The sequence below is a fragment of the Streptomyces sp. NPDC050433 genome, from assembly GCF_044458565.1.
Classification (GTDB): Bacteria; Actinomycetota; Actinomycetes; order Streptomycetales; family Streptomycetaceae; genus Streptomyces.
On the sequence record NZ_JBITIB010000007.1, the window covers coordinates 204,882 to 217,474 of the forward strand.

The window sequence follows — 12,593 nt, forward strand, 5'->3', positions numbered from 1 at the left end:
AGAGAAGGCGCCTCGACAACCGAGGGAACCAACGACAGATGCGAGCGCGGCCTGCTACGTCTGAGGCGCGCAAGCCCGCAGCGCAACCTTTAGCATACGGGGGCAGCCGGACACGGTCAATGCGCGAAGGCGCACACCGGGGGCGGAACGCCCCATACCCGGCACAACAAGCGTTTCATGAGGCCACGATGGGCACACCGCAGCCCAGGCCGCCACCGGCCGACTACAGCGCGGCACAGGTTCGTGACGCCTCACCGCACACTACGACGACGGACACGATGAGCCAAGAGCAGGCAGAGCAAGCAGCGCGGCTGGAGCCGGAAGCCACCCGCCGCGACAGCGACAGCACCGAGAGCAGCCGCGCCAACCGGGGCTGGTGGAACAGAAACGCGGACGACTACCAGATCGAGCACGGCACCTTCCTCGGCGACGACCGGTTCGTCTGGGGGCCGGAGGGCCTGGACGAGGTGGAGGCGGAGCTGCTGGGGCCGCCCGAGTCGCTGAAAGGCCTCGACGTCCTGGAGATCGGGGCGGGCGCGGCGCAGTGTTCGCGCTGGCTGACGAGGCAGGGGGCGCGCCCGGTGGCGCTCGACCTCTCCCACCGGCAGCTCCAGCACGCGCTGCGCATCGGCGACGACGTGCCTCTTGTGGAGGCGGACGCGTCGGCGCTGCCGTTCCGCGACGGGTCCTTCGACCTGGCGTGCTCCGCGTACGGCGCGATCCCCTTCGTCGCCGATCCGGTACGGGTGTTCCGCGAGGTACGGCGGGTGCTGCGCCCCGGCGGGCGCTGGGTCTTCTCGGTGACGCACCCGATCCGCTGGGCGTTCCCCGACGAGCCGGGGCCAGAGGGCCTGTCGGTGTCCGCGTCGTACTTCGACCGCACGCCGTACGTGGAGCAGGACGAGCAGGGACGCGCGGTGTACGTGGAACACCACCGGACGGTGGGTGACCGGGTACGCGACGTGGTGGCGGGCGGTTTCCGGCTGGTCGACCTGGTGGAACCTCAGTGGCCGGCCTGGAACACCCAGGAGTGGGGCGGCTGGTCGCCGCTCCGCGGGAATCTGATTCCGGGGTCGGCGATCTTCGTCTGCGTCCGGGACTGAGGGCGTGATCCGCGACGACGTCCTCGGCACGCTGCCCGTAGGCACCGCCCTGCCGGCGCTGGAGGCGGCCCTCGACGGGCCGGGGTGCGCCGTGCTGTGCGCGCCGCCCGGCACGGGCAAGACGACGCTGGTGCCGCTGGTGCTGGCCGGGCTCGTACGGCCGGGCGGTGGCGCGGTGGGGCCGCGGCGGCGCGTGGTCGTCGCCGAGCCGCGCCGGATCGCCGCGCGTGCGGCGGCCCGGCGGATGGCGTGGCTGCTGGGCGAGCGGGTCGGCGGGAGTGTCGGATTCACGGTGCGCGGGGAGCGCGTGGTGGGGCCCGACACGGTGGTGGAGGTGGTGACCACCGGCGTGCTGCTCCAGCGGCTCCAGCGCGACCTGGAACTCGGCGGCGTCGACGTGGTGATCATCGACGAGTGCCATGAACGGCATCTGGACGCCGACACGGTGGCGGCCTTCCTGCTGGACGTACGGGCCGCGCTCCGTCCCGAACTGCGGCTGGTGGCCGCGTCGGCGACGACCGACGCCGAGGGGTGGGCGCGGCTGCTGGGGGACGCGCCCGTAGTAGAGGCGCGGGGAGTCACGCATCCTTTGGAGGTCGTGTGGGCACCGCCGGCCCGGCCCGTGCGTCCGCCGCACGGGATGCGGGTCGATCCGGCGCTGCTGACGCATGTGGCCTCGGTGGTGCGCCGGGCGCTGGCCGAACGCGCGGGCGACGTGCTGGTGTTCCTGCCGGGGGTCGGTGAGATCGGCCGGGTGGCGGGCCAGTTGGGGAGCTCCGGCGACCTCGGCGCGGAGGTCCTCCAGGTGCACGGCAGGGCGCCGGCGGAGGTGCAGGACGCGGTGCTCGCGGGGCCGGGGGACGGCAACCGCCGCGTCGTACTGGCGACTTCGGTCGCGGAGTCGAGCCTGACCGTGCCGGGAGTGCGGGTCGTGGTCGACTCCGGGCTGGCGCGTGAGCCGCGTACGGACCACGCACGGGGGCTGAGCGCGCTCACCACGGTGCGGGCCTCCCAGGCGACATCACGGCAGCGCGCGGGGCGTGCCGGGCGGGAGGCACCGGGCGCGGTGTACCGGTGCTGGGACGAGGCGGAGGACGCCCGGCTCGCGCGGTTCCCCGCGCCGGAGATCAAGGTCGCCGATCTGGCGGCGTTCGCCTTGCAGACGGCGTGCTGGGGCGACCCGGACGCCTCGGGCCTCGCGCTGCTCGACCCGCCCCCTACGGGGGCGCTGGCCGCCGCGCGGGCGGTGCTGGCCGCGATCGGCGCGGTGGACGCGGAGGGCCGGGTGACCGACCGGGGTGTCCGCATGGCGCGCCTCGGCCTCCACCCCCGCCTCGCCCGCGCCCTCATCGATGGCGCCCAGCAGGTCGGCGCACGCCGGGCCGCCGAGGTGGTGGCACTGCTGAGCGAGGAACCGCCGAGGGCGTACGGGGACGACCTGGCGGCCGCGTGGCGTACGGCGAGACGGGGAGGCGACGGGTACGCGTCGCGCTGGCGCCAGGAGGCGCGCAGGCTGGCCTCGGCACCGCCGGGGCCGCCGGCCGGGCCGGGCCGGGACCGCGGAGCCGGCAGGGACGGTGGGGACGGCCGGGCCGCGGGCCGTACGACCGGCGGGGAGCCGGTGCAACGCGACGGGCTGCCCGATGACGCCGTCGTCGGGGTCGTCGCCGCGTACGCCTTTCCCGAGCGGGTGGCGCGAGCCCGTGGCGGCGGCGCGTTTCTGATGGCGTCCGGGACCGGCGCCGAACTCGCGGACGGGTCAGGGCTGCGCGGCGCGCCGTGGCTGGCGATCGCCGTCGCGGACCGGCCCGCGACGGCCGCCTCGGCGCGGGTACGGCTCGCCGCCGTCATCGACGAGGACACGGCCCGCGCCGCCGCCGCGCATCTGCTCGTCTCCGGTGAAGAGGTCCGCTGGGAGGACGGTGACGTCGTCGCCAGGGACGTGACGCGGCTCGGGGCGGTCGAGCTGTCCGCACGGCGGCTGCGCGAGCCCGACCCGGCACGCGTGCGGGCGGCGCTGCTGGACGGTCTGCGGCGGGAGGGCCCCGGCGCGTTGCTGCGCTGGACGCGCGACGCCGAGGCCCTGCGGGAGCGACTGGACTTTCTGCACCGGGCGTTGGGCGCCCCGTGGCCGGACGTGTCGGACCCGGCGCTGCTGGCGGGCGCGGACGACTGGCTGGAGCCCGAGCTGTCGAAGGCCCGCCGCCGCGCCGATCTGGCGCGCATCGAGGCGGGCCAGGCGCTGCGCCGGCTGCTGCCGTGGTCGTCGGGGCAGGCGGGGCGGCTGGACGAGCTCGCGCCCGAGCGCATCCAGGTGCCGAGCGGATCGCGCGTACGCGTCGACTACGGCGGGGAGCAGCCCGTACTGGCGGTGAAACTCCAGGAGTTGTTCGGCCTGACCGCGACACCGACCGTCGCGGGTGTGCCGGTGCTGGTCCATCTGCTCTCCCCCGCCGGGCGCCCCGCCGCGGTCACGGCGGACCTGGCGTCCTTCTGGCGGGACGGCTACCGCGCCGTACGCGCGGAACTGCGCGGGCGCTACCCGCGGCACCCGTGGCCGGAGGACCCGACACAGGCGGCGCCGACGCGGCGCCTGAACGACCGCCGGTAGGCGGTGTCCTGCCGATCGGCCCGTGAACGCCTGGCACGGCACCTCGCGGTGTCGGCGCCCAGCCGTCCACCCGCCGCACTGCCAGTGTGAGCCTGCGTCCTCCGGGCGGACGGCGCTCCTTCGCGGACACGCCCTCGGCGTTGTCCGCGGTCGCCCCCCTTGCGGTCTCACGCGCCCACCTGCCATCAGCCAGGCGGCAAGCCGGCCCGCCCTGTTCCTGCGCGGTGCCGGAACACCGCGCGCCGCCCCCTCCGTCCGAGACGGAGGGGGCGGCGTGCGCTCGTCGGTGCGGTGGCTACGCCGCCGGTGCGGCGACCTTCAGTTCGATCGTCACCTTCGCGCCGCCCGCCGTCTCGATCTGGAGCAGGAACGTTCCGGTCGCGTCGTCCGCGAAGATCTTCGGGAGGACGAGCACACCCTGGGCGTTCGTCTTCAGACCCGTCAGGGCACGGAGCGGCTTGCCGTCCGCGTCCTTGAAGTACGGGCCCTTGTCCGCCGCCGACGCGTCGTCCGCGGACTTGATCATGGTGGCCTTGACCGCCACACCCGGAGCGATCTGCCCCTTGTTGGTGGCCCTGACCTCGACGGTGTCGGCGAACTCCGTGCCCGGCGCCGCCGTCAGCTCCTTGTCGCCGGTCCTGACGACCGCGTCCGCGACGCGCTCGGTGACGGTCGCCGTGAAGTCGACGGCCGGGATCGTACGGCCCACGACAGTCGCCCGCACCGTGAAGTCGCCGGTCTTCTCGCCCGCCTGGAGAACGGGCGCCTGGGCGATTCCGTCGGCGCCGCTCGTGACGGTGGCCTTCTTCGCGCCGCCCGCGAACGTCGCGTCCGTGTCGCCGACGATCGCGAACTGCACCGCCACCTTGCCGATGACCTTGCCCTTGGCGTCCTCGCCGCGCACCGTGACGCGCTCCGCGAACGCGCCGCCGGCCGTGGCGGACAGAGTGCCGGTGCCCGCGTCCTCCAGCCGCTGGACGGCCGGCTCGGGGGTGATGGGCGGCGTCGTCGGGGGCGTCGTCGGAGGAGTGGTCGGCGGCGTCGTGGGAGGCGTCGTCGGCGGCGTGGAGGGCTTCGGGGGCTTAGGCGACGTACCGGGGTTCGTCGGGCTTGGATCGGGGCTCGGTGAGTCGCTGGGACCGTCCGGGTCCAGCGGGCCGGGGCCCTCGGGGAGCACACCCGTGCCGTCCGGCACCTCGTGGCTGCCGCGCTTGTAGTACTCCAGCCAGGACAGGACCGTCGCCAGATACTCCCGCGAGCGGTTGTAACTGAGGATCGCCTGGTCGAGATTGGACTTGACCGACAGGTCGCGATTATTGGCGCAAAGATAGCGACCGGCGGCCAACGCCGCGTCGAAGATGTTGTTCGGGTCCTCGCGGCCGTCGTTGTTGGCGTCCTGGCCCCAGGTCGCCCAGGTCGACGGGATGAACTGCATCGGGCCCACGGCACGGTCGTGAGTCTTGTCGCCGTCGTACGCGCCGTTGTCGGTGTCGGAGATGTTGGCGAAGCCGACTCCGTTGAGCACCGGGCCCAGGATCGGCGTCAGGGTGGTGCCGTTGTCGTCGACCCGGCCGCCGCGCGCCTGGCCCGACTCGACCTTGCCGATCGCGGCGAGGAGTTGCCACGGCAGATTGCAGCCGGGGTTGGTGATCGCGACGCTCTGTTCGGCCTGCTTGTACGCGGCGAGCACCGTGGCGGGTATACCCGCCTCCGAGGCGCCCTGGGCGGGCAGGTCGATCGAAGTGCCGGGCTTGTCGGGGGTGTTCAGCGGCGGAAGGTCGGTGTAGTACGACGAGTCGCCCGAGGCCGTGTCCTCGTCCGGCACGCTCGATCCGGACGCCTGCTTCCCGCTGTCACCACCACCGCCGGAGACGATGGCGGGTGCCTGCGAGGCGGAGAGTGCGGCGACCGCGAGCGCGGCGACCGCGGTGGTGGTCGCCCCTCTGCGGAGCCGGCGGCCGAATTGCGCTGCCATACGTCTGGTCCCTCCCGGTGAACGGCTGTTCGCGCTCCCCAGCGCGAGGACTCACGCGACCCTACGGCAACTCCCTGTGCGCGCACACGGGTCGGTGACCGCTTTTCACCGGTTCGCCACCTGCCGGCTTCCCGTAGGTCGAACCGGTGGCCGAGAACGTACGTCCTCCATACTGATCCGACTGACTCCGTGCCAGGTGGGCGTGGACCCTGCCTGTTCGACCGACACGCCCCAGGGAGAACGGCCATGCCCTTCACGCTGAGCCATGCCGCGGCGGTACTGCCGGGCATCAGGAGGGACGGCACGTCGCGTGGGCCGCTGCTCGCCTCCGCGCTCGTCGCCGGCTCGATGGCACCCGACATGACGTACTTCGCCGCGACCGCCGTGCCCGCCGCCATGGAGTTCGGCGAGCTGACGCACGCGCCCGTGGGCCTGTTCACCGTCGATGTCGTCATCGCCGCCGCCCTGGTGGGCCTCTGGCTGACGCTGCGCGAGCCGCTGCTCGCGCTGCTGCCCGCCGCCTGGCAGGGAAGGGCGTACGCCTTCGTACGAGGACCCGACCGGCGCCGCGACCGGCGGGCGGCCCTCGCCGCGCGGTTCTACCTCTCGGCGGTGCTCGGCGCGGCCACCCATGTGGTGTGGGACGCGTTCACGCACTTCGACCAGTGGGGCGTACGGGTGGTGCCCGCGCTCGGCAAGGCAGTCGCGGGCCTGCCTCTGTACACGTACACGCAGTACGGCAGTTCGGCCCTGGCCCTGGTGGCGCTCGGCTGGTTCACGCTCTCCGCCGTGCGCCGGCTGCCCCGGACCGTCGCGCCGGTCCGGGTGCCCGTGCTCCCGCGGCGCGAGCGCGCTGTCGCTCACGCCCTGCTGGTGGGGTGCGTACTGCTCGGCATGGCGCACCGGTTCACCCGGTGGTACGCCTACCACGGGCAGGTGGCCACGCCGTTGGACGTGATCCCGACTCTCTGTTTCGGCGCGGGGGCGGGGCTGGCCCTCGGACTTGTCGTGTACGGCGTGGGCATGCGCCTGCGCGCCGCCCGTACGAAGCCGGTGACGGCGTCCACCACCAACGGCCGGACCGCACCGGACCGTTCCCGTACGGGATCGCGCTGATCCCGTACGAGAACGCCGGCACGTCGTCAAGAGCGGTCCGCCGTCAGTGGGCGGCCGAGTCCCAGTCCGGTCCCACGCCCACCGAGATGTCCAGCGGCGCCCGCAGATCCGTCGCCGCCGCCATCTCACGGATCACCAGCTCCTCCACCCTCTTCCGCTCGCCGGGGGCGATCTCCAGCACGATTTCGTCGTGGACCTGGAGCAGCATGCGCGATGCCAGCCCGGCCTCGGTCAGCGCCCTGTCGACACGGAGCATGGCGACCTTGACGATGTCGGCGGCCGTGCCCTGGATCGGGGCGTTGAGCGCCATCCGCTCGGCCATCTCGCGGCGCTGGCGGTTGTCGCTGTTGAGGTCCGGGAGATAGCGGCGGCGGCCGAGCATCGTCTCCGTGTAGCCCGTGTCCCTGGCCTCTTCGACGGCTCGCTGGAGATAGTCCCGTACGCCGCCGAAGCGCTCGAAGAAGGTGTCCATCAGGCCGCGCGCCTCGGCCGCCTCGATGTTCAGCTGCTGGGACAGGCCGAACGCCGAGAGGCCGTACGCCAGTCCGTACGACATCGCCTTGATCTTGCGGCGCATGTCGGGGGTGACGGCGGCACGCTCCACGCCGAACACCTGGGAGGCGACGGTGGTGTGCAGGTCCTCGCCGGAGGTGAACGCCTCGATCAGACCGGCGTCCTCGGACAGATGCGCCATGACGCGCAGCTCGATCTGGCTGTAGTCGGCGGTCATCAGCGACTCGTAGCCCTCGCCGACGACGAATCCCCGGCGGATCGCGCGGCCCTCGTCGGTGCGCACCGGCACGTTCTGCAAGTTGGGGTCGGTGGACGAGAGCCGGCCGGTGGCCGCCACCGTCTGGCTGAAGGTGGTGTGGATACGGCCGTCGGCCGCGACCATCTTGATCAGGCCCTCGACGGTGACCCGGAGCCTGGCCTGCTCGCGGTGGCGCAGCATCAGGACCGGCAGTTCGTGCTCGGTCTGCGCGGCGAGCCAGGCCAGCGCGTCGGCGTCCGTCGTGTAACCGGTCTTGGTCTTCTTGGTCTTGGGCAGGCCCAGCTCACCGAAGAGGACTTCCTGGAGCTGCTTGGGCGAGCCGAGGTTGAACTCGTGCCCGACGGCGGCGTGCGCCTCCTTCACCGCCTGCTGGACGGCGGCGGCGAACTGCTCCTCCAGGGTGACCAGATGGGGCTGGTCGGCCGAGATTCCGTTGCGCTCCAGCTTGGCGAGCAGCGCGGAGGTGGGCAGCTCGACGTCCTGGAGCAGTCCGGTGGCCCCGACCTCCTCCAGTCGGCCGGTGAACGCCTCGCCGAGGTCGAGGATCGCCCGCGCCTGCGTCATCAGCGCGTCCGCCTGGGCCTGGTCGTCGCTGCCGAAGGCGAGCTGTCCGTCGGCGGCGGCGGCCGGGGCCAGTTCACGGCCGAGGTACTCCACGGCGAGGGCGTCGAGCGCGAAGGAGCGGCGGCCGGGCTTGACCAGATACGCGGCGAGCGCGGTGTCCATGGTCACCCCGCCGACCTGCCAGCCGTGCTCGGGGGCGACCCGCATCGCGCTCTTCGCGTTGTGCAGCACCTTGGGGTGGTCCGCCGCCGCGAGCCAGGCACCGAAGGCCTTCTCGTCGGCCTGGTCGAGCTGGGTGGGGTCGAACCAGGCGGCGGCGCCGTCGGCCGCGGCCAGCGCGACCTCGCCGATGCTGCCCGTGCCGAGCGCCCAGGTGTCGACGAGGGCGACACCCAGCGGCTCGTCGCCGTGCTCCGCCAGCCAGGGGGCCAGCTCGCCGGAGGCGAGGACCGTGCCGTCCAGCTCGATGCCCGCCTCGGGAGCCGGGGCCTCGTCCTCCGCGGCGCCGGGGTCCACCGCGAGCAGCCGCTCCCGCAGGCTCGGATTGCGGATCTCCAGCACGTCCAGCACGCCGGTGACGGCCGACCGGTCGTACGGGGCGCGCTCCAGGTCCTGCGGGGACTTCGTCAGCTCGACGGTGCGCACCAGCTCGGTGAGATGGCGGTTGAGCTTGACCGAGGGCAGATGCTCGCGCAGATTCGCACCGACCTTGCCCTTGACCTCCTCGGCGCGCTCCACCAGGTCGGCGAAGGAGCCGAACTGATTGATCCACTTCGCGGCCGTCTTCTCACCGACGCCGGGGATGCCGGGGAGGTTGTCCGACGGGTCGCCGCGCAGGGCGGCGAAGTCCGGATACTGCGCGGGGGTCAGTCCGTACTTCTCCTGGACCTTCTCCGGGGTGAAGCGGGTCAGCTCGGAGACGCCCTTGGTGGGATACAGCACCGTGGTGTGCTCGGTGATGAGCTGGAAGGAGTCCCGGTCGCCGGTGACGATGAGGACTTCGAAGCCGGCTTCCTCGGCCTGTGTGGCGAGGGTGGCGATGACGTCGTCCGCCTCGTAGCCGTCGATCGCGAACCGGTGCGCGTGCATCGCGTCCAGCAGCTCGCCGATCAGCTCGACCTGGCCCTTGAACTCGTCGGGCGTCTTGGAGCGGTTCGCCTTGTACTCGGGGAACTCCTCCGACCGCCACGTCTTGCGCGACACGTCGAAAGCCACCGCGAAGTGCGTGGGCGCCTCGTCACGCAGGGTGTTCGCCAGCATCGACGCGAAGCCGTAGAAGGCGTTGGTCGGCTGGCCGGAGGTGGTGGTGAAATTCTCCGCCGGCAGCGCGAAGAACGCCCGGTACGCCAGAGAGTGCCCGTCCATGAGGAGCAGGCGGGGACGGTTGTCTGCGGTCTTCTTCGATGCTGTCTCAGCCACGTACCCGATCCTGCCACGCCCCACTGACAATCCTCACCCGCGCACTCCGCCGCGACGGGCTGTCGGAGGTGCGTGACAGGATCGGGGGCGAGTGACGACGTACGAGTGAGGGAGAGCGTGATGGCCAGCAAGCCGCCCTCGGGTGATCCGGTCCAGGACGCCCCGCAGGTCGACGCCCCGCGGCACAGCGCCGCCGGACTGCCGGCCGTGGCGCATTCGCTGCGCATCGCCCAGCAGCAGATGGGTGTGCGGCGGGCGGCGCGGACGCTGCTCAAGGTCAACCAGAAGGACGGCTTCGACTGTCCGGGCTGCGCCTGGCCGGAGGGCGATCACCGCCACACGGCGGAGTTCTGCGAGAACGGCGCGAAGGCGGTCGCCGAGGAGGCGACGCTGCGCCGGGTGACGCCCGACTTCTTCGCCGCGCACCCGGTGGCCGACCTGGCGACGCGCAGTGGCTACTGGCTGGGCCAGCAGGGCCGGATCACCGAGCCGATGCTCCTGGAGCGCGGCGCGAACGGCACCGAAGGCGACCGGTACGAACCGGTCAGCTGGGAGCGCGCGTTCGCGATCATCGCCGAGGAGCTGACCGCGCTGGACTCCCCCGACGAGGCGCTCTTCTACACCTCGGGCCGTACGAGCAACGAGGCGGCCTTCCTGCTCCAGCTGTTCGCCCGCGAGTTCGGCACGAACAATCTGCCGGACTGCTCCAACATGTGCCACGAGTCGTCCGGTTCGGCGCTCGCCGAGACCCTGGGCGTCGGCAAGGGCAGCGTGTCCCTGGAGGACATCCACCAGGCCGACCTGATCATCGTGGCCGGGCAGAATCCGGGCACGAACCACCCCCGGATGCTCTCCGCCCTGGAGAAGGCCAAGTCGGCGGGCGCGCGGATCATCTCGGTGAACCCGCTGCCCGAGGCCGGCCTGGAGCGGTTCAAGAACCCGCAGACCCCACAGGGCATGGTCAGGGGCGCGGCGCTGAACGACCTCTTCCTCCAGATCCGTATCGGCGGCGACCAGGCCCTGTTCCGGCTGCTGAACAAGCTCGTCCTGAAGGCGGCGGAGGCCGACCCGGCGGCGGTCGACGAGGCGTTCGTCGCCGAACACACCCACGGCTTCGAGGAGTTCGCCGCCGCCGCGCGCGCCGCCGACTGGGACGAGACGCTGACGGCGACAGGCCTGGAGCGCGCCGACATCGAGCGCGCGCTGGCCATGGTGCTGGCCTCGAAGCGCACCGTCGTCTGCTGGGCGATGGGCCTCACCCAGCACAAGCACTCCGTCGCGACCATCCGCGAGGTTGTCAACTTCCTTCTGCTGCGCGGCAACATCGGCCGGCCGGGCGCCGGGGTGTGCCCCGTACGAGGACACTCCAACGTCCAGGGCGACCGCACCATGGGCATCTTCGAACGGCCCGCGCCGGCGTTCCTCGACGCCCTGGACCGGGAGTTCGGGATCACCTCGCCGCGCCACCACGGCTACGACGTCGTACGGTCCATCCGCGCCCTGCGTGACGGCGACGCGAAGGTCTTCTTCGCCATGGGCGGCAACTTCGTCTCCGCGTCGCCGGACACCGAGGTGAGCGAGGCGGCGATGCGCACCGCGCGTCTGACCGTGCATGTGTCGACCAAGCTCAACCGCTCGCACGCGGTGACCGGCGCGCGCGCCCTGATCCTGCCGACCCTCGGCCGCACCGACAAGGACATACAGGCGGGCGGCAGGCAGATAGTGACCGTGGAGGACTCCATGGGCATGGTGCACGCCTCGCGCGGCAACCTCCCGCCCGCGAGCCCCCACCTGCTGTCCGAGCCGGCGATCGTCACCCGGCTGGCGCGGGCCGTCCTCGGTCCCGCGTCGCTGACTCCGTGGGAGGAGTTCGAGAAGGACTACGGGTCGATCCGCGACCGCATCTCGCGCGTCGTCCCCGGCTTCGAGGACTTCAACGAACGCGTCGCAGCGCCCGGCGGTTTCCAGCTCCCGCACGCCCCGCGCGACGAACGGCGCTTCCCCACCGCCACCGGCAAGGCCAACTTCACCGCGGCACCCGTCGAGTTTCCGCACCTGCCGGAGGGCCGGCTGCTGCTCCAGACGCTGCGCTCGCACGACCAGTACAACACCACGATCTACGGCCTCGACGACCGCTACCGGGGCATCAAGGGCGGTCGCCGCGTCGTCCTGGTGAACGCGGACGACGCCCGCGAACTGGGCCTGGCCGACGGCTCGTACACGGACCTGGTCGGCGAGTGGAAGGACGGCGTCGAGCGGCGCGCCCGCGGCTTCCGGGTGGTGCACTACCCCACGGCCCGCGGCTGCGCCGCCGCCTACTACCCGGAGACGAACGTGCTCGTGCCGCTGGACTCGACGGCCGACACGAGCAACACCCCGGCGAGCAAGTCCGTCGTGGTGCGCTTCGAGCACCGATGACGGAGCACGCACCGCACCGCGCAGGGAACACGTACCGCACCACACAGCCGATCGGAGCCGGACCCCATGGGTGAGCAGTCCTCAGCGAACGAGCAGTCAGCGGCGGCGTTCCCGCAGGAGGTCATCGACGAGTACGCGCCGTACGACGTCGACCTGACGTCGTTCTTCTCCGCCGGGGACCTCGGCGCCCGCATGGGCCTGCGCGTCACCGAGGCGTCCGCCGAACGTGTCGTCGCCACCCTGCCGGTGGAGGGCAACACCCAGCCGTACGGGCTGCTGCACGGCGGCGCCTCCGCCGTGCTGGCCGAGACCCTCGGCTCCATCGGCGCGATGCTGCACGGCGGACGCGGCAAGGTCGCGGTGGGGGTGGACCTCAACTGCACCCACCACCGCGCCGTCCGCAGCGGGGTGGTGACCGGCGTCGCCACCCCCATCCACCGCGGCCGGTCCACCGCGACGTACGAGATCGTGATCACCGACGAGCGGGACAAGCGGGTGTGCACCGCACGGCTGACCTGTCTGCTCCAGAGCGGCGACGGCACCGCCTTCATGGCGAGGAAAGACGCCTGAGGAGCGAACCTCAAGGGAGGCTCAAGCGGGCCGGGGGAGGCTTCG

7 protein-coding genes are annotated in these 12,593 nt (G+C 72.5%); 5 read left to right on the forward strand and 2 right to left on the reverse strand.

Going from position 1 to position 12,593, the window contains the following annotated elements; genetic code table 11:
- The first annotated feature begins 278 nt into the window (after positions 1–278).
- Positions 279–1,103: a class I SAM-dependent methyltransferase gene (locus ACIBLA_RS11370; protein WP_399198437.1), complete on the forward strand. Its 825-nt coding sequence runs from the start codon at positions 279–281 to the stop codon at positions 1,101–1,103.
- Positions 1,104–1,107: 4 nt separating this feature from the next.
- Positions 1,108–3,714: an ATP-dependent RNA helicase gene (locus ACIBLA_RS11375; protein WP_399198438.1), complete on the forward strand. Its 2,607-nt coding sequence runs from the start codon at positions 1,108–1,110 to the stop codon at positions 3,712–3,714.
- A 295-nt stretch (positions 3,715–4,009) separates the two neighbouring features.
- Here the strand turns inward: ACIBLA_RS11375 and ACIBLA_RS11380 are convergent, their stop codons facing one another.
- A complete protein-coding gene (locus tag ACIBLA_RS11380; RefSeq protein ID WP_399198439.1) occupies positions 4,010–5,689 on the reverse strand; it encodes a lytic transglycosylase in 1,680 nt (559 codons plus the stop codon).
- Between the two features lie 246 nt (positions 5,690–5,935).
- On the opposite strand from ACIBLA_RS11380, the gene ACIBLA_RS11385 reads away from it, so the two are divergent.
- Positions 5,936–6,805 carry a DUF4184 family protein gene (locus ACIBLA_RS11385; protein WP_399198440.1) on the forward strand — a complete coding sequence of 290 codons (870 nt, stop codon included), beginning with the start codon at positions 5,936–5,938 and terminating at the stop codon, positions 6,803–6,805.
- Positions 6,806–6,848: 43 nt separating this feature from the next.
- Here the strand turns inward: ACIBLA_RS11385 and polA are convergent, their stop codons facing one another.
- Positions 6,849–9,560: a DNA polymerase I gene (gene polA / locus ACIBLA_RS11390; protein WP_363241607.1), complete on the reverse strand. Its 2,712-nt coding sequence runs from the start codon at positions 9,558–9,560 to the stop codon at positions 6,849–6,851.
- 120 nt (positions 9,561–9,680) lie between these two features.
- On the opposite strand from polA, the gene ACIBLA_RS11395 reads away from it, so the two are divergent.
- Both ACIBLA_RS11395 and ACIBLA_RS11400 read left to right on the forward strand, forming a co-directional pair.
- The gene (locus tag ACIBLA_RS11395) at positions 9,681–11,978 is read left to right on the forward strand and encodes an FdhF/YdeP family oxidoreductase (RefSeq protein ID WP_399198441.1); all 2,298 of its coding nucleotides are present in this window, start codon (positions 9,681–9,683) and stop codon (positions 11,976–11,978) included.
- A gap of 66 nt (positions 11,979–12,044) precedes the next feature.
- A complete protein-coding gene (locus ACIBLA_RS11400; protein ID WP_363241609.1) occupies positions 12,045–12,548 on the forward strand; it encodes a hotdog fold thioesterase in 504 nt (167 codons plus the stop codon).
- Positions 12,549–12,593 lie beyond the last annotated feature (45 nt).